Source organism: Methylopila turkensis (assembly GCF_027922325.1).
Taxonomy (GTDB): domain Bacteria; phylum Pseudomonadota; class Alphaproteobacteria; order Rhizobiales; family Methylopilaceae; genus Methylopila; species Methylopila turkensis.
Genome location: NZ_BSFL01000001.1, coordinates 912,768 through 931,768, shown reverse-complemented (window position 1 = coordinate 931,768; position 19,001 = coordinate 912,768). Strand labels below are relative to the sequence as shown.

Sequence of the window (19,001 nt, the reverse complement as noted above, 5' to 3'; positions counted from 1 at the left end):
CGCGAGAAGCACTCCAATCAAGCGTGTCGCGGCGAGGGTGGTCTTCGCCGCGGCCGCGCTCTAAACCGGCCTGATCAGAGCGGAACGCCGATAGTGCGAGACACGGCGGCGTCGGTGAAAAAGGGGACGTCCGCCATCACCGTCGCGGTCTCGATGGACGCGAGCGCCGCGCGCAGCGCGGCCTCATCTCGGAATCGATAGATCCCCACGGAGACATCCGCCGCGTCGGCGTCGCGCGGAAAGAAGGCGGCGGCGCTTTCCAGTCCATGCCGCCGCCAGCAGGCAAGCGCCAGTGGCAGGTGAACGTCGACATAGTAGTCGCGGTCGAAATATGTGCCGCCGCTGCAGGTGACTATCAGTGTCGTGTTCGCCATGAACGAGCGTTTGGACCTATCGGCAGTGATCCTCAACTTACAAAATTGAGCATGCCTCGTTCAGCAATGTGGGTCGAGCTACCGATGCATCTGTACCGATGGACCCGGCGAAGATGCTGGCGGCGCCGCCCCTCTAAGCTTAAGTCGCCGGCTGCGGCGCTCACGTTTGCACCGAAGTCTTCGCGATATGATCGGTCACCGTCTCAATGAACGCCCGCAGCCGCTGAAGGCGCCGGATGTCCCGGTGATAGCCCATCCAGATGTCTCGTGAAGGCGGCTCAACCGGCAGGTCGAGCTTGCGAAGACCAACGATCTGACTTCCGACCACTTGCGGCAAGACGGCGATGCCGATGCCCTGACGGCTCATCCGCCCTTGCACGTTCCGGTTGTTCGACCGAAGGACCGGCTTCGCGTTCGGAAAGCTCTCGATGAGCCAGGCGATATCCGGAAATTGGCCGGTCGACGTGTCGTGGGTGATGAGCCGGAAGCCGGTTCCATCTCCGTACGTCGGCTCAGGCGAAAACGCCGCGACGTAGACGCCATAGGGCAGACGGACCAGTCGTCGCTGCACGACATCGGGGTTGTCGAACGGGACGATCCGAAAAGCGATGTCGGCCTCCCGGTGCGCGAGGCTGAACAGGCGGGTGCCTGTGAGAATTTCCAGATCGACGTGCGGATAAACTCTCGCATAATCGTCGATGATGGGCGGCAGGACGTAGGCTCCGAACCAGTCGGCCGACGATATGCGCAAGGTGCCTAGAAGCTCTTGCTCTTGCCCGCTGAGCCGGCGTTCGATGGCCAGAGCGCCTTCCTCCATCTGCTCGGCCAGGGCGATGACGGCGTTTCCTTCTTCCGTGGGAACGAATCCGTCCGCCGTCCTCTGGAACAGCGTCTGTCCGGTGGCTTCTTCGAGCGCCCGAAGGCGGCGTCCCACCGTGGGGTGGCTCAGATGAAGCGCGCGCGCGGCCGCGCCCAGCGTGCCGTTGCGGGCTATGGCCAGAAAAATCCTGACGTCGCTCCACTCCATCGGCGCACCCACAAGAATGAACGGATTGCGTGCAATACTGTCACTTATCGAACAAGACCGAAAGCTTAATTGGTCTCCTCATCCCCCTGCGCTGATCGCTTGGGTCAAACCGTCGCGTCAGTTCGCTCGGGGCCGGGCCTGAATACCGAAGGAGAACAGGATGAAGACTTGGCTGATCACAGGATGCTCGTCCGGCTTGGGCCGGCAGCTTGCTGAAGCGGTGGCTGCGCGCGGCGACCAACTCGTCGCCACCGCTCGCTCCACCGACAGCTTGCTGCCTTTGTGCGAGCGCTATCCTGAGACGGTGCGCAGCATTTCGCTCGACGTGACCCGCGCCGGAGACGCCTCGAAGGCGGTGGCTCTGGCCGAGCACGCGTTCGGCGGCATGGACGTCCTCGTCAACAACGCCGGCTTTGGTTTCATCGGCGCGATCGAGGAGGGAGAGCCGAGCGAATACCGGCCGATGTTCGAGGTGAACGTCTTCGGCCTGATCGAGACGATCCGAGCCGCCCTGCCGGCGCTGCGCAAACGCCCGGGCGCCCGCATCGTCAATCTCTCTTCCGGGGCCGGGATCGCCGGCTCCGCAGGCTTCGGCTTCTACAACGCCACCAAATTCGCCGTGGAGGGCCTGTCTGAAGCGCTCGCACAGGAGCTTGGTCCTCTCGGCCTGAAAGTGATCGTCCTCGAACCTGGCCCCTTCCGCACCGAGTTTTTGGGTCGCTCGATGGCGGCCGCCGCGCGTGAGATCGACGCCTACGCCGAGACCGTGCAGGCGAGGCGACGCTATCGTGAGACCAACGACGGCCGGCAGGCCGGCGACCCGGCCAAAGCCGTCGCCGTCATTCTGGAGGCCGTCGACGCCACGAATCCGCCGCTGCACCTGCCGATTGGACCGCGCGCTCACGCGACGGCGGAGCGAAAGCTGGAGGCCTTCCGAGCCGACATCGCCGCTTGGCGCGACAAGTCCATCGCGACCGACTTCGACGCGCTGAACTAGACGCCTCGACGTGATCACGACCGTCGCCGCCTACGCCTGCAGCGCCGACACGCCGGTCGCCCCTGGTCGAGCTCGGTTGAAGCACGATTGGCCGGTCGCGCGGCTTCGCAAGCTGCGCGACCGGCTTTCCTCTCCGACGTTGAGGCCGCCGAAAGCCTCGAAGCGTCGATCTCACGCCCCGCCGTAAGCCGCGTCCGGTGACCCTTCATGTCCATCGCCTGCCCATCATGGCGCGCTGGTCCGGACGTGCGTCAAGTTCGCGTCGGCTTGTGGCGGGGACGCTCAGCGCCCCGCGGCCTTCAGGATGAGCGCAGCGATCGCGTCGGGCTGGGAGATGAGCGACAGGTGGCTCGCCTTGACCTCGATCGTCGTGGCGCCCATGCGCTTCGCCATGAACCGCTGGAGATCCGGATTGATCGTGCGGTCGTCGGCGGAGACGGCGTAGAAGCTCGGCTTGGACCTCCAGGCCGCGTTGCTGGTCCTGCCCGCAAGCAGCGCTTTCTGGAACGGCTGCTGCACGGCGTGAAGGACGAGCGCCTTCTCCCGCGGCAGGTCGCCCGCGAAGTCCCGGAGGAACGCCTCGCGCGTCAGCCGGCCCTCTTCGCCGTCGAAGACGATGCCGGCGCTTGCGGGCGGCGTCGGATAGGTCTTGGCGAGCGCCGTGTAGTCTTCTCCGGCGTCGGGGGCGCGAGCGGCCACATAGACGAGAGACGAGACCTTCGGATGGACGCCGTTCTCGGTGACCAGCACGCCCGAGAAGGAATGCCCGACCAGCACGGTCGGGCCGTCCTGGCGGTCCAGCACGCGCTCGACCGCCGCGGCGGCCTCGGGCAGTGTGGTCAGGGGGTTCTGCACCGCCGTGGCGTTCAATCCCGCTGCCTGAAGCCGCGCGATGACCTCGGTCCAGCACGATCCGTCGGCGAAAAGGCCGTGGGCGAGCACGATGTTGTCCGCCCGGACCAGGCCGGCGGCGGGCGTCGCGAGGGCTGCCTTGGTCGAGGCGGCGGCCGCGACCGCGGCGGCGAAAACGGTGTTGAACGTTCGGCGGTCCATCACGACCGGCTCCTTTCATGACATCCTTGGCGTTCGCCCGACGGAGGCCGCGGCGAAGCTGCGTCGGAAGACCCAGCCCTTCGGAAGTGCCGTGGAACGGAGCGGGGATCGATCAGATCATCAGGTCCGGCGCCTATACGTGCGTATGGCGGCCTCCAAATCCCCGTATGATTTTGCGCGCTTCCGCGTCGTGTCACTGATCTCTTGATCAAAGGCCGAGGCGGGAGCCTAAGGCTCGAGCTGAGGAACGCGTCTCACGCCCCGCGGGGCGTGCTACCTCTGGAAAGGGCTCGCGCGGGCGCTGCGGGCCGCAGAGCCGATGCGAGGCTGCCCCGCGGCAAGGGGGGCGTCTGTAGGGGAAGACGTTGACGATAGCAGCGACCGAGCCGGCGACCCCGGTCTGGCCCCGTAGCATAGTCCTGCGCGCGCTGGCGGGGGCTCTCGCGCTCGGAGTCTTCTTCATCGACGCGTTCACGCCGCTTCAGAGCGCGGTGGCGGTGCTCTACGTCCTCGTCATCCTGATCGCCGCCAAAGTGTCCGAGACCGATCTGCTCGTCGCTTCAGCGGCGAGCGTGGCGTTGGCGGCGCTGGCCTACGTCTACATGCACGGCGTCGATCAATTCGGATCGTCGACCATACGTCTGGCCGTGAGCTTCTCTGCGATCGGCATCGGCACGGTGCTCTCGCTGCAGAACCTGAGAGCCACCAACAGGCTCCGCGAGCAGGCCCGACTGCTCGACCTCTCGCACGACATGATCTTCGTCCGCGACGCGGCCGGCATTATCCGTTTCTGGAACCGCGGAGCCGAAAATCGGTACGGGTGGCCGGCCGAAGCGGCGATCGGCAAGGTCGCGGACGAACTGCTCGCGACGGAGTACCCGACCAAGCGGGCCGACATTGAGCGGCAGCTGCTCCGGACATCGCGCTGGGAAGGCGTGCTGCGCCAGCGCACGAACGCGGGCGCGACCATCGTCGTCGAAAGCCGCTGGGCGCTGCAGCGCGGCGGTCCAGGCCAGCCGTTCAGGGTCCTGGAGACGCACCGGGACGTCACCGAGCGCGAGGCGTCGCACAGGGCTCTCGCCCAGAGCGAACGCCGCTACCGGCGCATGTTCGACGCGAACCGCGTGGGCCTGCTCCAGGAGGACTGGTCCGCGCTCCGGACGGAGCTGCGGCGGCTGACCTCAACGGGGGAGGCCGATCTTCTCCGCTACATTGACGCGAACCCCGACTTCGTGGAGCGGGCGAAGGCGCTTGTCCGGATCACCGACGTCAACGCCGCCTTCCTCGAGATCACCGGAGCCGACAGCGCGGTGAGCTTGCCCGGATCGCTCGACGGCATCCTCGGAGAGGCCGACCAGACCTTCGTGGGCTCGCTTGCGGCGTTTTGCCGGGGCGACAGGTTCTTCGAGGGCGAAACGGAGATACGGGCCTCCAACGGACGGCGCGTGCCCGTGATCTTCGGACTGACCTTCCCGGCCGTCGAGGAGGGCAACGACGGCGAGGTGCTGGCCTTCGTCGTCGACGCTACCGAGCGCAACGAAGCCCAGAACGCGCTTCTGGCGGCTCAGGCGGAGCTCGCCCATGCCGCGCGCGTCGCGACCCTGGGCGAGCTGACGGCCTCGATCACCCACGAGGTCAACCAGCCGCTCGCCGCGATCGTCACCAATGGCGAGGCCGCGCTCCGCTGGCTGCGCCGGGCGGAGCCGGATCTCGAGGAGGTCTCGACCGCGCTCGTCCGGGCGATCGAGGAGGGTAAGCGAGCGAGCGCCGTCGTCCGCCGGATCCGGGCCTTCCTGACGAAGGGGCCGATCAGGCGCGACGTCCTCGATGTGGTGGAGCTCGTGCAGGACGCGATCCTGCTGGTCGAGCGGGAGCTGACGAGATCCGGAGCGACCGTCCATCTGCGGCTCGACCCGAAGCTGCCGAGGGTCTTGGGCGATCGGGTGCAGTTGCAGCAGGTGCTGGTCAACCTCGCGGTGAATGCGACCCACGCCATGGCCGGCGCGCCGGATGGCCGGCTGTGGGTCGGAGCCGCGACCGACGGCGCCGGTCATGTCGCCGTGACGGTCGCCGACAGCGGGCCCGGGATCCCCGAGGCGAACCTCGGCAAACTGTTCGATCCGTTCTTCACGACCAAGGAGGACGGAATGGGGATGGGCCTTGCGATCTGCCGCTCCACCATCGAAGCTCACGGCGGCCGGCTCTCGGTCGAGAGCCCGGCGGGCGAAGGCGCGCGCTTCATCTTCACGATCCCCGTCGCCGCACAGGGCCCAGAATGATCCGGCAGGGCGGCAAAGTTTCGGGCGGCGACGAGCCTGCGGACAAGCGCGTCGTCGTGGTGGTGGACGACGACGCAGGAATCCGCGCGTCCCTCGGCAGCCTGTTCCGGTCCGTGGACCTTCACGTCGAACTGTTCGGCTCGCCGGCGGACCTGCTGGCGCGACCCGCGCCGGACGTCCCGAGCTGCATCGTCCTCGACGTCCGGCTTCCGGGGATCAGCGGGCTCGACTTCCAACAACAGCTCGCGGCCGCCGGCGTGCATCTGCCAGTGATCTTCATGACCGGGCATGGCGACATCCCCATGTCCGTGCGCGCCATGAAGGCGGGCGCCGTCGACTTCCTGGCGAAGCCGTTCAGAGACCAGGACATGCTGGACGCGGTCATGAGCGCGATCGAGCGGGATGCGCTGCGGCGGCGCGAACTGGCGGCCGAGACGGATCTCAAAGCCCGCTACGCCGCGCTCACCGCCCGCGAACGCGAGGTCATGAGTTACGTCACCGCCGGCCTCATGAACAAGCAGATCGCGGGCGAGATCGGCCTGAGCGAAATCACAGTGAAGATTCACCGCGGCTCCGCCATGCGCAAGATGAACGCCAAGTCGCTCGCCGAGTTGGTGCGGATGGCGCAAGCGCTCGGCGTGACGGACCCGCGGTCGTCATGACGCAAACCTGTGTATGATTTTCGGGTTGCGCCAGCAGCTTTAGATTGAACCGGAGCTGAGCACCGCTCGTTGCGTCCGTGAGGGACGCACAGAGGATTTTCATGGCCGAGGCGCCGACTATCGCGATCGTCGACGACGACGAGGGCGTCCGCATGTCGCTGGCGAGCCTCGTGCGCTCGCTCGGCTACCTTGCGCGCACCTACGGGTCGGGCCTCGAATTCCTGCGCGCGGATATGGCGCAGGAACCCTCCTGCATGATCGCTGACGTGCAGATGCCGGCCATGACGGGCGACAAGTTGCAGGAAGCCTTGGTCTCCGCGGGGCGCCGCTTCCCGATCATCTTCATGACGGCGTTTCCCACCGACGAGGTGCGCCGCCGGGTCATGGCGAACGGCGCGCATTGCTTCCTCGCCAAGCCTTCCGACGGCGACACGATCATCCGCTGCATCGAGGACGCCCTCGCCCGGCCGGCGTAACGACCACGCATGTCCGGCCACCACGCTTCGGGAGCGACATGCCTCCGGACCGTCTCGAAGCCGGTGAGCCGCGCCGGCTGCGCGAAATGACGTCGGGCCGCGCGTCGAAACCTCGAAGTCCTCGGACGCGCTGATACGAGGACTAGGCGACACAAACCAACGTATGGGTTCGCGATATCGAGGTGCAATGTCTTCTGTGGCCGCGCAGAACTAGCTTTCTCCCCAAGACGTCGTCGCCCGACGACGCCTAACAACGGGAGAACATCATGAAGACCATCATCTACGCCATGGGCGCTCTGGCTCTGGCCACCAGCGCGGCGTCCGCCGGGACCCTGCGCCATCCGGGCGGCGATCACGCCCTGTCCGCGTCCCAGTGCGCCGCCGCGACGCCGGGCCTGGAGCGCTCGTCGGACGCCGCCGGGGTCCGTCATGCGCCGAAGCAGCGCTTCTATCCCGCTCCGCACACGCCGACCGTCGCCGACCGCTGGGACGCGAACGACAACAACGGCTGATCACGCGATCCCCTCCCGGCCCTCGCCCGTTCGAGGCGCGGGGGCTGGGATCACGGACGCCACGGCCTGACCCGCGAACACAGGACGGCGCCAGCCGGCTCCTCAACGCATAGAACTCGAGGAATTCAGATGATCCGCAAACTCCTCCCCGTGACGCTCGCCGCGATCGCCAGCCTGTCCCTGCAGGCCTCCCTCCTGTCGTCTGCCTCGGCGGAGACCGGCATGGCCGAGTCGGTGCGGTTGCGCGGCGCCATCGTCAGCTTCGATCATGACGCCCTGAAGGTCCGAACCCGCGAAGGCGAGGTCGTCGACGTCGCGCTGGCGCCGGGATGGGGCGTGTCGAGCGTCGCCCGCGCGAGCGTGGCCGACATCAAGCCCGGCGACTACGTCGGCATCGCATCGCTGCCCACGAAGGACGGGGGCGACGGCGCGCTCGAGGTGCTGATCTTCCCCGCCGCGCTGAAGGGAACCGCCGAAGGCAGCTATGGCTGGGACCTGAAGCCCAACAGCACCATGACGAACGCCACGGTCGCCGACGCGGTGAAGGACGTGAACGGCCGATCCGTCACCGTCTCCTATCACGGCAAGGCGAAGACGATCGCCATCCCCGACGGCACGCCCGTGGTCACTCTGGCGGCTGCGACCGAGGCCGACCTGAAGCCCGATGCGGTCGTCTTCGTTCAGGCCCAGAAGAGCGCGGCCGGCGCGATCGCCGCGCAGCGGATCGTGGTGGGCTCCAACGGCGTCGTCCCACCGATGTAGTTCCGCGACGCGGCCGGCCCTGGCGAGCCGTCCCCCGCGCCGGGCCGGTCGGGCGCGGGGGCGCGCCTGACCGCGCCGCTCCCCCCTCAGGAGAACTCCATGTCCCAGGAAACCATGGGCGCGAAGCCCCATCCGGCGAAGACCGTCCTCGTCCGCCGCCACTCCGCGGTGACGCGGCTCACGCACTGGATCAACGTTCTGTGCCTCGGCGTGCTGCTGGCGAGCGGGCTTCAGATCTTCAACGCCTATCCCCGATTGCATTGGGGCCAGTACGGTTCGGACGCCGATCCCGCCGCGATCGAGATCGGCGCGCGCGGCGATCAAGGAGCTCCGAGCGGCTTTCTCACCGTCGCCGGAGCCTCAGTCGCCACGACCGGCGTGCTCGGCGTGTCGAAGGCGGACGGCGAGTGGACGTCCCGAGCTTTTCCGAGCTGGCTCACGCTCCCGTCCCATCAGGATCTCGCCATGGGCCGGCGCTGGCACCTATTCTTCGCCTGGGCGTTCGTCATCAACGGCCTGCTCTATCTCGGCTACGGCGTCGCGAGCGGCCATCTTCGCCGCGATCTCGCGCCCGGCCGCAGAGACCTTGCGCCCCGCCACATCTGGCGGGAGATCGTCGACCACGTGCGCCTGCGGTTCCCCTCGGGCGAGAACGCCCGGAGCTACAACACGCTGCAAAAGCTCGCCTATGTCGGCGTGATCGCAGGCCTGCTTCCGCTTATGGCGCTGACCGGCCTCACCATGTCGCCCGGCGTGAACGCGGCCTTTCCCGTTCTTCTCGACCTCTTCGGCGGGCGACAGTCGGCCCGAACGATCCACTTCGTCACAGCGTCGCTGCTCGTCGGCTTCGTGTTCGTCCACGTCGCCATGGTCGTCCTCTCCGGGCCTTGGAACAACATGCGTTCGATGATCACCGGCCGCTACGCCATCCGGCAGGAAGGGCCCCGCGCATGACCCGCCTCACACGCCGCCGGTTCCTGATCGGAAGCGGTCTCGGAGCGGGCGCCGTCGCCCTTGGGGGCTGCGACCTGCTGGAGCCGAACGAGCAGACCCAGGCTGTGCTGCGCTCCGCCGAGACGCTGACGATGAAGCTCCAGAGACTGCTTCAGGGTCGAGGTGCGCTAGCTCGAGAGTACTTGGAGGCCGACATCTCGCCGACGTTCCGCGTAAACGGGACGAGCGCACCCGACAGCGACGAGTATGCGCGGCTCCTCGAAGGCAAATTCGCGGATTGGCGGTTGAGGATCGACGGCCTTGTCGAGCGGCCGCAGGCGTTCTCGCTGGCGGAGCTGAAGGCGCTTCCGGCGCGCACCCAGATCACCCGTCACGATTGCGTCGAGGGGTGGAGCGCCATCGGCAAGTGGACCGGCGTTCCGCTCGGGGCCCTGTTCACTGCGGTCGGGATCAAGCCTTCGGCGCGATACGTCGTGTTCCATTGCGCCGACGAGCTGGAGAAGACGCTCGACGGAAGCGGCCGCTACTATGAAAGCGTGGATCTGATCGACGCCTTCCACCCGCAGACGATCCTCGCCTACGCGATGAACGGCCAGGACCTGTCCGTGGGCCACGGCGCGCCGTTGCGCCTGCGGGTCGAGCGTCAGCTCGGCTACAAACAGGCGAAATATCTGATGCGCATCGAGGTCGTCGACAGCTTCGCCTCCTTCTGGGGCGGCGGCGGCGGTTACTGGGAGGACCGCGGTTACGAGTGGTACGCGGGGATCTGAGCGGCGGCGCATGCCGTGGCGGAGTCGGGCGCGCTCAAGCGCTTAGCCACAACACTCTTGATCGAGAGAAGCGCCGCCGTGACCGCGGCGGGATTCCTCTCTCGGCGGACGTTCCGGCGCCCGGTCAAACGGGCGGCCCGAGAGAAGACGGCCGCTAAACACAAAGCGGCCTCATTTTCCTACACTCGAGGATCTCAATGGCCTCTAGAAGCAAGACGTTTCTGATCACCGGCGTGAGCTCCGGCCTCGGCCGCTCATTTGCCAAGGCTGCGCTGGACGTTGGCCATCAGGTCGCCGGCACGGTCCGCAGTCCCGAGGCCGCGCGCTTGTTCGAGACGCTCGCGTCGGGCCGCGCGCTCGCCGTCCAGCTCGACATCACGGATTTTGACGCCATGCCGGCCGCGGTCGCCGAGGTGGAGCGGCGCCTCGGCCCCGTCGACGTGCTGGTCAACAACGCCGGCTATGGTCACGAAGGCGCTCTGGAGGAGTCCACGATGGAGGACCTCCGCCGTCAGTTCGACGTCAACGTCTTCGGGGCGGTCGCGCTGATCAAGGCCGTACTTCCCGGCATGCGCAGCCGGCGCGGCGGCCGGATCGTCAACGTCACCTCCATGGGCGGCTTCATCACCATGCCCGGGATCAGCGTCTACTGCGGCAGCAAGTTTGCTCTGGAGGGCATCTCGGAAGCCCTCGGCAAAGAGGTCGCGCCGTTCAACGTGCATGTGACGGCCCTCGCGCCCGGGCAGTTCCGCACCGACTGGGCCGGGCGATCGATGCAGCGCAGCCCGCGTAGCATCGCTGATTACGACGCTGTCATGGATCCGCTGCGCGCCGCGAGACAGGCGAAGAGTGGGAACCAGCCGGGAGATCCCGCCAAGGCGGCCCAGGCGCTTCTCAAGCTGGTGGAAGCGGCCGCGCCGCCGGTCCGGCTCTATCTCGGCGAAGATGCGCTGGAGCTGGTCGAACGGAAGATCGACCAGCTGAAAAAGGAGATGACCGATTGGGCGCACGTTTCGCGCTCGACAGGCTTCATGTGAGGCGACGGCTTTAGAATGTCATGCGCGCGCCTCCCAAGGACGCCGCCCTCATCCTGACGGAGCGTTGGCTCTACCCCCGGGAGTGATAAAGACGATGAAGATGCAAAGCGCGATCAGGATCCTTGTGGCCGGCGGCCTCGCCTTCGCGGGCCGCGAGTGTGCGTTGGCGGACACGCGCGCAAACACCGAAGCTCCCGCCTTCTGGGGAGCGCCAACGGTGGACGGTGGAAAATGCTGCGGAACTCTCGGAGAGGTTCGAGAGAACATTGATCGCATCGACGGCGCTCTCATTGAGCTGATGGCGGAACGCGGCGCCTATGTGCATGAAGCCGCCCGGTTCAAGCAAACCCCGGCCGCCGTGGAGGACAAGGGGCGCGTTGAGGCGATTATCCGCAAGGTTCGGAGACTTGCCGAGGAGCGCCAGCTGAACCCGGACGTCGCGGAGATGACGTACCGGGCGATGACCGCGGGCTTTGCCGAAGACGAGCGCCGAGCCGCCGCCGAGATGATGCGCCATCCGGCCCGCTGAACCCCGGACGCCTGCTGGCGAAACGATCGTTGCTCACGATCGGGGTCGCAGCTTCCCGCGCATAGATCCGCCGACGCGAGTCCACGCCCCGGGCCTATTGTCCCGCGACCCGAACGTCCGCTTGTCATGCTGGCCGTTACTTCCGCTCCTGGCGCATCCTGGCCGGCCACGATCGGCCAAGGGCGTTCGGAACGACGGTCAGCGATCGAGAAGCGGCTCGACCGCCGACGCCACCCCTCGCTGCACGTCCGACCCCAGCGGTAAGATGGGTCGCGGCGGCGCGGCCGTTCCGAGCCCGAGAATGCCGAGCAGCGCATACATGACGCGCAAGCTGCCGTAGACCTTGAAAGCGTCCCAGAGCGGGGCCAGCGTCGCATCGATGCGGCGCGCCTCCTCCGCGTCGCCGGCCTGCGCCGCTCGGACCAACGCCAGAGCCGGCTGCGGAAGCATGCCCCCGAGAACGCTGTAGAACGCGTCGGCACCGGCCAGCATGGAGGCCGCCATGCCCCAGTCGCCGCTGTAGCCGACCGCGAACCGCGTGCGCGCGCGAAGGGGTGCGATTTCCCCGGCGAAGTCGCCGTTCACCGGCAGGGGCATCTTCACCGCGCGGATGGACTCGATCTCGGAGAGCCGTCCCAGAAGCTCGGCCCCGAAGGTGAAATGGGTCGTGCCCGGGTTGTTGTAGATGCAGAGCGGAAGGTCCGAGACGGAGGCGACGGCTCGGAAGTGCTCGTAGGCCTCGTCCTGCGTCAGCGGCGTGTAGGAGACGGGGGCCATCAGGAGCCCGTCGGCCCCCGCGGCCTCCGCGTCGCGGGCGAGCGCCTGCGCCTGATCGGTGCGCAGCGCTCCGACCCCGACGATGAGCGGCGCCCGTCCGCTGACACAGTCCACCGCTGCCGCGACGGCGCGCCGTCGCTCCTCGCGCGTCAGGTAGGCGTAAACACCGGTCGAGCCGAGGAGGCCGATCGAATCGACGCGGGCTTCACATAAGCGATCGAGCAGTCGGGCCAACGTATTGGTGTCGACGCGCCCCTGATCGTCGGCGGGGGTCAGGGGGAAGGCCGATAGGCCGTAAAACAGAGCCGTCGCCGGCATCGGCTTATCCTCGGGCATGATCATCAGGACAGGAGCAGACGGACGCCGGCCCCCGCAAAGACGGCGGCGAGCCCCGCCTCGATCCAGCGCCGAGCCCGCGCATAGCCGCGCATCATCGGCACCGTTGAGCACAGCAGCGCATAGCCGGAGAAGATAAGGACGCCAAGCATGACGCAGCCGCCGAAGGCAGCCGCGACGGTCTCAGGTGCCGCGCCCGGCTTCAACCCGAGCGACATGATCGCGACCCAGGCGAGGACCGCCTTCGGGTTTCCCACATGCATCAGCACACCCCGGCGGTAGAAGCCCTAGGTCCCCGGCGACGTACCGGCAGGAGCGTCCGCGGCGCCGCCCAGGGCGGCCGCGGATCGAGCCGCCCGCCATGCGAGCCATAGGAGATAGACGCCACCGCCCACCTTGAGCACGACCAGCGCGTGGGCGTAGGTCGCGAGAAGTGTCAAACGCCGCTCGCCGCGATCAACCCCCAGCATGTCGATATGGCGAGCACGCCGGACGCCAGAACCAACGCCGGCCGTCGGCCATACCGCATGGCCGTGTTCATGATCGCCATGTTGCTCGGCCCGGGCTTCCCGCAGCAACGACATAGGCGGTGTAAACGATCAGGAAATCCTGCACGTGCATAGGTTGGGCGCCTGTTTATCGAACGACGTTTGCGATCAGCGAACCTGCCAGCGTCAGCATAACGACGGCGACGGTCGCATCCAGCACGCGCCATCCGGCGGGACGACGGAACAACGGCTCCAGAATCCGTGCGCCATACCCCAGGGCGGCGAACCAGACGAAGCTCGCGGTCGCCGCGCCTATGACGAAGATAGGCCTCGTAGCCTCAGGCTGCGCAGATCCGGCCGCTCCCATCAGCAACACCGTGTCGAGATAAACGTGTGGGTTCAGGAATGTGAAAGCGGCGCCGGCCGCCATCGCCCGCCCGAGCGTCATGCCGTCATCCGCGGCCACGGCCAGGACGCCGGGCGTCACCGTTCGGCGAAGCGCGGCGAGGCCATACCAGCCGAGGAACGCCGCGCCACCGATCGACAACAGTGTCGCAAGCTTTGGGACGGCGGCCAGAGCGGCGCCCACGCCTCCGACCCCCGTAACGATCAGAACGGCATCCGCGCATCCGCAGAACAGGACGATGGGGCCCACATGTTGTCGTCGCAGACCCTGGCGCAGAACGAAGATGTTCTGTGCGCCGATCGCCATGATCAGCGCCGCTGACAGAGCCAAGCCGGTGAGGAAAGGCGCCAACACGTTTGTCATGGCGGCGTTGGTGAGACCGTTCGTGACATAAGGAAAGCTTGTTTTGCTTATGTGGATGAAGCAAGGCTTCATCCATGCTGGATTATGCATCCCTGAACGCTGTCGGCGCGGTGATCCGCGAAGGCAGTTTCGAGCGCGCCGCCAAGGCGCTCGGGATGACGCCGTCTGCGATCTCCCAGCGGGTGCGTGGTCTCGAGGAGCGGCTCGGCGCAATCCTCATCGTCCGAGGACAGCCATGCTTGGCAACCGATCACGGACGCAGCCTGTGCGCCCATTTGGACCGCGTACGGTTGCTGGAGGCGGACCTTTCGCCCGACCTCACGCGAGAAGGCGCGAGACCGGGCCAACCGCTCGCTCTCAAAGTCGCCGTTAACGCCGACAGTCTTGCGACGTGGTTTCCGCAGGCTGTGGCTGATTTCGGGCTCGGCACGAGCGCGACGCTCGACCTTACGCTCGACGACGAAGGCCACACCGCCGATCGGCTTCGGTCAGGCGAGGTTCTCGCCGCCGTGACAGCCGATCCGACGCCCGTGCCCGGGTGCAGAACGATCCCGCTGGGCGCCATCAGCTACGCGGCGTGCGCCAACCCGGCCTTCGTGACCCGCTGCTTCGGCGACGGCGTGAACGCCGGGACACTGGCGAAGGCGCCGCACCTGCGCTTCGACCGGCGCGATCAGCTTCAAGCCCGATGGGCTGCCGAAGGGCTCGGCGTCGATCTCGCAGCGCCGACACACTGGGTTCCCTCGACACATGGCTTTCTCGACCTTGCCATGGCCGGGCTTGGCTGGGGGATGCAGCCCATCGCTCTCGCCGAAGAGCACATAGCCTCCGGTCGGCTGATCGAACTGCCGCCGACGCATCGCATCGAGGTCAAGCTCTTCTGGACGGTTGCTCGGCTTTCATCCGGATTGCTTGACCGTCTGACCGACGCCGTTCGCGCCACCGCCGCCGGGAGATCCGATCTGTGAACGTGCGGGCAAAAAATGGACGATCGTCCTTCGGGGACGAGCGCTACCCGGTGGTCATCCTGCGCTGACGTCCGCTCGTCGGAAGGCTGACAACGTCCGCTGTTGGCGCTATTCGGCTGCGCGTCACCGGTCGCGGATAACCCGTTGCGGACGTCGTGAGGGTTGGCTCCCCGGCGTGCAAAGGCGTTGCAATGACGATTGTGTGCGGCATCGCCCGTCACGGCGGCGGATGCGCTGCGAGCGCCTTGCGCCCATCGGCAACCAGAAGCCAAACACTAGAGCATAATATCGGCATGATGACTAGCGCTGCGGGAGCGTTGGATCGACACAAAACACAGTTCATTTAGTCATATCTCAGCAAGCGGACTGTAAAGTCGGATATTATCGCTCTATCATCTCATTATGTAAGTTTTCCTGCGGCATGAATATTCTCAAGGCTGCGCGCCAGCGCTCGCCACGAAGGCTTCGGACGGCCCGCTTCATTGAGAGGTAATGCGCGCGCAGGCCGATGATTTATTCTACTGTTGAGCCAGGACTTGGCGTCCGAGACGCCCCAGGTGATCACGCCGACCAGGTCGCCCTCCGCGGCGACCGTTTCGATAATGTCGGCGTAAACGTCCGCGACGGCCTGATCGACCACGGCCCGGTCGCCTCTGACGCCCGCTCCGTCGACGTCGAGCTCCGTGATCATGACCTTCAGCGCCAGGGCTCGGACCTCTCGCAGAAATCCGCGGAACTCCACGTTCTCCGAGGGCCGGTCGGACGCGGAGAGATGGCACTGCAGGCCGAGGCAGCCTACGGGCGCGCCGCCGCCCACCAAACCTTCGAGCAGACGGAGAACGGCGCGTCGCTTCGTCTGCGCCGCCGGAGCCTCGTACTCGAGGCCCATCTCGTTGAGAACGAGCAGCGCAGTTTGATCGATCTCCGCAATCGTTCCGAAAGCCTCCGCCACATAGCTTGGTCCGAGCGCCGACAAAAACGCTGATCGACGCAACCCGTCGGGTCGGCCGTCAGCCGGCTCGACCGCCTCGTTGACGACGTCCCAGGAGTGAATTCGACCGGTGTAACGTTCCGCCACCGCCACCAAGTGCGAGCGAGCGGCCTTGGCGAAGTCCTTGGCCTCGGCACCGTCCAACCAGCGAGGGGTGGACAAATGCCACCAAGGCGTGTGGCCGCGAAATGCCATTCCATGGGAGCAGGCAAAATCCAGCAGCCGATCCGTCGCTTCGAAACGCAACTCTCCCGGGGCAGGCTCGATCGCATCCCACTTCATCTCGAATTCCGGCGTGACGGCGCCGCACTCGCGCACGAGGGCCCGGCGCAAAACCTCGTCCTCGAGGTCGGCGTTGGATGCGGCCGCGCCGTAGATCAGGCCAGCCTGGGCCGCGGCGGAGGCGAGAGATATGGAAGGCGCCAGCGGAGGTCGCTTTCGGAGTCGAGGGGAACGCATGAGATTATCAACTGATGACAATCCGCACGACACTTCAGATGCTCACCGGCGTACTCGCTCTGGCGCTCGTTGTCGCGGTCGGAGGTCAGCTGCTCGCGCAGGCTAACGCGCGGTTCGAGGCGCAGCGGCTTTACGCTCATGATTCCCTGCGTGGAAAGCTGCTGCTTCTCGGCAGCCGTCTGGGAGAGGAACGCGGTCGCGCCTTCGTCATTCTGAGGAGCGCCGAAACATCCGAAGAATTCGTACGACGCTTACGCGCCGCGCGCGCCGGGGTCGATCTGACGCTTGAAGCGACTCTTGCGGAAGTCCGCCGGCGGCAAGATTTGCTGTCACGTCCGGAGGCGATCCGCGCGACGCTCGCTGCGGCGACCGACGTTTTGAACGCCCTCCGGGAGGATGTGGACAAGGCGCGCGAAGCCGGCGATGAGCCGCGAAGCCGGCGCCTCGCCAACCGCTGGTTCGACACGGTCACGGACCTGATCGCCTCGATTGGTTCTCTGCGCCTCTCTCTCCTGCAGGACGCGCCGCTTCAGGACACCGCGCTCGCGACCGAGTCGCGGCTGCGCCGTGCGCTTGGGCTCATGGGCGAGCACATGGGGCGCGTCCGCGCCCGGCTCGCCGCCGCAGACGGAGTGGACTCAGCCGCCGAAAGCAGAGCTTTCGACGAGGTCGCTCGCGATCTCGGTGCGGCGACCCTCGCCTTGGAGCTGACTGACGAACGGCAGATCTTAGGTCTCCGTCCCGGTATCGCCGACGCCATGAACGCGGTGCGGAAGGAGTTCGACGGCGTTTTCAGGCCGGCGGCGCTCAACCTCCTAAGCAATCTCCGCCAAGGGACAAGGGTTCCAGGGACCGGGGAGCGCTGGTTCGAGGCGGCGACCGGTTCCATCGCGGACGTGGACGACGCCCAACGAACCCTGTTGCGCAGTTCCGAGGGACGCCTTCGAGACCTGGAGGCGGCAGGAGAGCGGCTGATGGCGATGTGGGCGGGCCTTCTGGCTGCAGGCCTGCTCGCGAGCGCCGGAGTCATGCTGATCGTGCGCCGTCGCGTCATCGAGCCTATCGAGGAGCTTTCGGCGGCCATGCTGCGGCTCGCCGAGAACGACCTCGACGTGAAGCTGCCGAGGCCCAAGCGACGCGACGAAATCGGGGCGATGCAGACGGCCTTTCGCACGTTCAAGGCGAACGCGATGCAGCGGCAGCGCCTCCAGCGCGAGCGCGATGCGCTGAACGAGAGCCTGGCCCGCGCCTACGCCCAGCTGAGGCGCGACCTCGAGGCCGCGGCGGCGATCCAGGAGGCGCTGCTGCCTCCGAACGGCCGGCTCGGGCCTCTGCGGCACGTCGGCCTGTTCCGGCCATCGAGCGTAGTGGCCGGCGATTCCTACAACGTCATCCGGCGACCGAACGGCGCTGTGGCCTTTTTCCAGATCGACGTGGCGGGCCATGGCGCGCCGGCGGCTCTTGTCTCCGTGGCGTCGCAAAACGCCTTGGCTCAGGCCGCGCTGGGTCGCCACGGCGATGCGTCGCTTGCGGTCCTGGCTAAGGGCATCAATAGCGATTGGCCGGACGAACTGCCGTATTTCACCATGGTCTTTGGCGAGGTCGACCCGGTGAACGGCGAAGGTCGGCTCGTGCAGGCCGGTCATCCCGCGCCGCTGATCGTGTCGCGCGACGGCAGTCGGCGCACGGTCGGAGAGGGCGGACTTCCCGTCGGGATGATCTCTGAGGCGGACTACGACGAAGCTGCCTTCCGGCTCGAGGAGGGCGAGCGGCTCATCCTTTACTCCGACGGACTGACCGAGGCGGAGGACGCCCAAGGCCGGCCCTTTGGCGAGCAGTTGCCGGCCTTGATCAAGAGGCACGCCAACGCGGACGCCGAGCAACTGCTCGAAGCGATCGACGAGGAAGTGCGCCGCTGGCGCGGCTCCGACGATCTCGACGACGATTTGACCGTGCTCGTGATCGAGCGCACGACCGACCGGGAGGTGGCATGACTCTGAACGACACCGCGCATGGGGACGTTCTCGTGGTTCGCGTGGAGGATTCCCGCATCGACGCCGCAAGGGCGCCGGAATTCAAGACGGCCATGATCGAGCGCATCGACCGGGGGCACGTTCGCCTGGTGCTCGACCTGAGCAAGGTGGACTTCGTGGATAGCTCCGGGCTCGGCGCCATCGTCTCCTGCCTCAAGCGCATCGGGCCGCGGGGCAACCTCGCCGTGGCGGGCGCCAAGGGCGCCGTGGCGAAGCTCTTCGCTCTGACCCGCATGGATCGCGTGTTTCCGCTGCACGCAAGCGTCGACGACGCCCTGAAGAGCGTGGCGGGCTGACGCCATGCCCGGCGTGGTCCGCCTCTCCATCGACAGCGACCTCAATCAGGTCGAATTTATTGCCCGAGCGGTGCGGTCTCTCTGCGACAACCTGTTAGGGCGCGAAGATGCGGAAGCGGTCGAACTCGCGGTCGTCGAGGCCATGAACAACATCATCAAGCATGGCTATCGGGGACGGCGGGGCGAGGCTGTCGACGTTAACGTCACCCTCACCCGCTCAGAGGTCGAGGTCGAGGTCGTCGACCACGCCACCCCGATCCCGGAGCGCATCGTGAAGGGCGGCGAGCCGCTGGCGTTCGACTTCGACGCGACCGACGTCGCCGGTCTTCCCGAGGGCGGCATGGGCCTTACCCTCATCCGCATGAGCATGGACGAGGTCGACTACGTCTCACGCCCCGGCGAGAACCGGCTGCGGATGGTGAAGCGCATCGCGGCGTCCTGAGGCGGGCGCG

General features: G+C 66.9%; 20 protein-coding genes and 1 pseudogene. 14 read left to right on the top strand and 7 right to left on the bottom strand.

Features of this window, described 5'->3' with window-relative positions; genetic code table 11:
• Positions 1-74: 74 nt before the first annotated feature.
• Together PKE78_RS04380 and PKE78_RS04375 are read right to left on the bottom strand one after the other, a co-directional pair.
• Complete coding sequence (locus PKE78_RS04380) at positions 75-374, bottom strand: EthD domain-containing protein (RefSeq protein ID WP_271199615.1); 300 nt, start codon at positions 372-374, stop codon at positions 75-77.
• A 160-nt stretch (positions 375-534) separates the two neighbouring features.
• Positions 535-1,401, bottom strand: coding sequence for a LysR family transcriptional regulator (locus tag PKE78_RS04375; protein ID WP_271199614.1), 867 nt, complete (start codon positions 1,399-1,401; stop codon positions 535-537).
• Positions 1,402-1,561: 160 nt separating this feature from the next.
• On the opposite strand from PKE78_RS04375, the gene PKE78_RS04370 reads away from it, so the two are divergent.
• Entirely contained in the window at positions 1,562-2,398 is an 837-nt protein-coding gene (locus PKE78_RS04370) for an oxidoreductase (RefSeq protein WP_271199613.1), read from the top strand.
• Between the two features lie 282 nt (positions 2,399-2,680).
• Here the strand turns inward: PKE78_RS04370 and PKE78_RS04365 are convergent, their stop codons facing one another.
• Positions 2,681-3,451 (bottom strand): alpha/beta fold hydrolase, encoded by a 771-nt coding sequence (locus PKE78_RS04365; protein WP_271199612.1) that lies wholly within the window; start codon positions 3,449-3,451, stop codon positions 2,681-2,683.
• A 365-nt stretch (positions 3,452-3,816) separates the two neighbouring features.
• Here PKE78_RS04365 and PKE78_RS04360 point away from each other — a divergent pair, with 365 nt between their 5' ends.
• The 9 genes from PKE78_RS04360 (at position 3,817) to PKE78_RS04320 (ending at position 11,432) form a co-directional block, all read left to right on the top strand.
• Positions 3,817-5,730 (top strand): PAS domain-containing sensor histidine kinase, encoded by a 1,914-nt coding sequence (locus PKE78_RS04360; RefSeq protein WP_271199611.1) that lies wholly within the window; start codon positions 3,817-3,819, stop codon positions 5,728-5,730.
• Positions 5,727-6,392 carry a response regulator transcription factor gene (locus PKE78_RS04355; protein ID WP_271199610.1) on the top strand — a complete coding sequence of 222 codons (666 nt, stop codon included), beginning with the start codon at positions 5,727-5,729 and terminating at the stop codon, positions 6,390-6,392. The genes PKE78_RS04360 and PKE78_RS04355 overlap by 4 nt, the downstream gene beginning before the upstream one ends.
• A gap of 101 nt (positions 6,393-6,493) precedes the next feature.
• Complete coding sequence (locus tag PKE78_RS04350; protein ID WP_271199609.1) at positions 6,494-6,868, top strand: response regulator transcription factor; 375 nt, start codon at positions 6,494-6,496, stop codon at positions 6,866-6,868.
• A 266-nt stretch (positions 6,869-7,134) separates the two neighbouring features.
• A complete protein-coding gene (locus PKE78_RS04345) occupies positions 7,135-7,380 on the top strand; it encodes a hypothetical protein (RefSeq protein WP_271199608.1) in 246 nt (81 codons plus the stop codon).
• Between the two features lie 129 nt (positions 7,381-7,509).
• Positions 7,510-8,142: a hypothetical protein gene (locus PKE78_RS04340; protein ID WP_271199607.1), complete on the top strand. Its 633-nt coding sequence runs from the start codon at positions 7,510-7,512 to the stop codon at positions 8,140-8,142.
• 99 nt (positions 8,143-8,241) lie between these two features.
• Positions 8,242-9,096: a cytochrome b/b6 domain-containing protein gene (locus tag PKE78_RS04335; RefSeq protein WP_271199606.1), complete on the top strand. Its 855-nt coding sequence runs from the start codon at positions 8,242-8,244 to the stop codon at positions 9,094-9,096.
• Positions 9,093-9,866 (top strand): molybdopterin-binding protein, encoded by a 774-nt coding sequence (locus PKE78_RS04330; RefSeq protein ID WP_271199605.1) that lies wholly within the window; start codon positions 9,093-9,095, stop codon positions 9,864-9,866. The genes PKE78_RS04335 and PKE78_RS04330 overlap by 4 nt, the downstream gene beginning before the upstream one ends.
• 197 nt (positions 9,867-10,063) lie before the next feature.
• Positions 10,064-10,903 (top strand): oxidoreductase, encoded by an 840-nt coding sequence (locus PKE78_RS04325; RefSeq protein WP_271199604.1) that lies wholly within the window; start codon positions 10,064-10,066, stop codon positions 10,901-10,903.
• Between the two features lie 94 nt (positions 10,904-10,997).
• Entirely contained in the window at positions 10,998-11,432 is a 435-nt protein-coding gene (locus PKE78_RS04320) for a chorismate mutase (RefSeq protein WP_271199603.1), read from the top strand.
• A 198-nt stretch (positions 11,433-11,630) separates the two neighbouring features.
• Here PKE78_RS04320 and PKE78_RS04315 read toward each other — a convergent pair whose 3' ends face one another.
• From PKE78_RS04315 to PKE78_RS04305, 3 genes and pseudogenes are all read right to left on the bottom strand, one after another.
• Positions 11,631-12,527, bottom strand: coding sequence for a dihydrodipicolinate synthase family protein (locus tag PKE78_RS04315; RefSeq protein WP_271200066.1), 897 nt, complete (start codon positions 12,525-12,527; stop codon positions 11,631-11,633).
• A gap of 23 nt (positions 12,528-12,550) precedes the next feature.
• Positions 12,551-13,160, bottom strand: a pseudogene (locus PKE78_RS04310) (LysE family translocator).
• A gap of 21 nt (positions 13,161-13,181) precedes the next feature.
• Positions 13,182-13,802: a LysE/ArgO family amino acid transporter gene (locus tag PKE78_RS04305; protein ID WP_271200065.1), complete on the bottom strand. Its 621-nt coding sequence runs from the start codon at positions 13,800-13,802 to the stop codon at positions 13,182-13,184.
• A gap of 74 nt (positions 13,803-13,876) precedes the next feature.
• Here PKE78_RS04305 and PKE78_RS04300 point away from each other — a divergent pair, with 74 nt between their 5' ends.
• Entirely contained in the window at positions 13,877-14,770 is an 894-nt protein-coding gene (locus PKE78_RS04300) for a LysR family transcriptional regulator ArgP (protein WP_271199602.1), read from the top strand.
• A 400-nt stretch (positions 14,771-15,170) separates the two neighbouring features.
• Here the strand turns inward: PKE78_RS04300 and PKE78_RS04295 are convergent, their stop codons facing one another.
• The gene (locus PKE78_RS04295) at positions 15,171-16,220 is read right to left on the bottom strand and encodes an endo-1,4-beta-xylanase (RefSeq protein ID WP_271199601.1); all 1,050 of its coding nucleotides are present in this window, start codon (positions 16,218-16,220) and stop codon (positions 15,171-15,173) included.
• A 14-nt stretch (positions 16,221-16,234) separates the two neighbouring features.
• On the opposite strand from PKE78_RS04295, the gene PKE78_RS04290 reads away from it, so the two are divergent.
• From PKE78_RS04290 to PKE78_RS04280, 3 genes are read left to right on the top strand one after another with little or no spacing between them, the layout of a single operon-like run.
• Entirely contained in the window at positions 16,235-18,214 is a 1,980-nt protein-coding gene (locus PKE78_RS04290; protein WP_271199600.1) for a SpoIIE family protein phosphatase, read from the top strand.
• Positions 18,211-18,549 carry an STAS domain-containing protein gene (locus PKE78_RS04285; RefSeq protein ID WP_271199599.1) on the top strand — a complete coding sequence of 113 codons (339 nt, stop codon included), beginning with the start codon at positions 18,211-18,213 and terminating at the stop codon, positions 18,547-18,549. The genes PKE78_RS04290 and PKE78_RS04285 overlap by 4 nt, the downstream gene beginning before the upstream one ends.
• 4 nt (positions 18,550-18,553) lie before the next feature.
• Complete coding sequence (locus PKE78_RS04280; RefSeq protein ID WP_271199598.1) at positions 18,554-18,991, top strand: ATP-binding protein; 438 nt, start codon at positions 18,554-18,556, stop codon at positions 18,989-18,991.
• Positions 18,992-19,001: the final 10 nt, after the last annotated feature.

Bases quoted from the DNA above. Each gene is read 5' to 3' on its own strand.
- PKE78_RS04380 (WP_271199615.1), bottom strand. From the start codon at position 374: ATGGCGAACACGACACTGATAGTCACCTGCAGCGGCGGCACATATTTC.
- PKE78_RS04375 (WP_271199614.1), bottom strand. From the start codon at position 1,401: ATGGAGTGGAGCGACGTCAGGATTTTTCTGGCCATAGCCCGCAACGGC.
- PKE78_RS04370 (WP_271199613.1), top strand. From the start codon at position 1,562: ATGAAGACTTGGCTGATCACAGGATGCTCGTCCGGCTTGGGCCGGCAG.
- PKE78_RS04365 (WP_271199612.1), bottom strand. From the start codon at position 3,451: ATGGACCGCCGAACGTTCAACACCGTTTTCGCCGCCGCGGTCGCGGCC.
- PKE78_RS04355 (WP_271199610.1), top strand. From the start codon at position 5,727: ATGATCCGGCAGGGCGGCAAAGTTTCGGGCGGCGACGAGCCTGCGGAC.
- PKE78_RS04350 (WP_271199609.1), top strand. From the start codon at position 6,494: ATGGCCGAGGCGCCGACTATCGCGATCGTCGACGACGACGAGGGCGTC.
- PKE78_RS04345 (WP_271199608.1), top strand. From the start codon at position 7,135: ATGAAGACCATCATCTACGCCATGGGCGCTCTGGCTCTGGCCACCAGC.
- PKE78_RS04340 (WP_271199607.1), top strand. From the start codon at position 7,510: ATGATCCGCAAACTCCTCCCCGTGACGCTCGCCGCGATCGCCAGCCTG.
- PKE78_RS04335 (WP_271199606.1), top strand. From the start codon at position 8,242: ATGTCCCAGGAAACCATGGGCGCGAAGCCCCATCCGGCGAAGACCGTC.
- PKE78_RS04330 (WP_271199605.1), top strand. From the start codon at position 9,093: ATGACCCGCCTCACACGCCGCCGGTTCCTGATCGGAAGCGGTCTCGGA.
- PKE78_RS04325 (WP_271199604.1), top strand. From the start codon at position 10,064: ATGGCCTCTAGAAGCAAGACGTTTCTGATCACCGGCGTGAGCTCCGGC.
- PKE78_RS04320 (WP_271199603.1), top strand. From the start codon at position 10,998: ATGAAGATGCAAAGCGCGATCAGGATCCTTGTGGCCGGCGGCCTCGCC.
- PKE78_RS04315 (WP_271200066.1), bottom strand. From the start codon at position 12,527: ATGCCGGCGACGGCTCTGTTTTACGGCCTATCGGCCTTCCCCCTGACC.
- PKE78_RS04305 (WP_271200065.1), bottom strand. From the start codon at position 13,802: ATGACAAACGTGTTGGCGCCTTTCCTCACCGGCTTGGCTCTGTCAGCG.
- PKE78_RS04300 (WP_271199602.1), top strand. From the start codon at position 13,877: ATGCTGGATTATGCATCCCTGAACGCTGTCGGCGCGGTGATCCGCGAA.
- PKE78_RS04295 (WP_271199601.1), bottom strand. From the start codon at position 16,220: ATGCGTTCCCCTCGACTCCGAAAGCGACCTCCGCTGGCGCCTTCCATA.
- PKE78_RS04290 (WP_271199600.1), top strand. From the start codon at position 16,235: ATGACAATCCGCACGACACTTCAGATGCTCACCGGCGTACTCGCTCTG.
- PKE78_RS04285 (WP_271199599.1), top strand. From the start codon at position 18,211: ATGACTCTGAACGACACCGCGCATGGGGACGTTCTCGTGGTTCGCGTG.
- PKE78_RS04280 (WP_271199598.1), top strand. From the start codon at position 18,554: ATGCCCGGCGTGGTCCGCCTCTCCATCGACAGCGACCTCAATCAGGTC.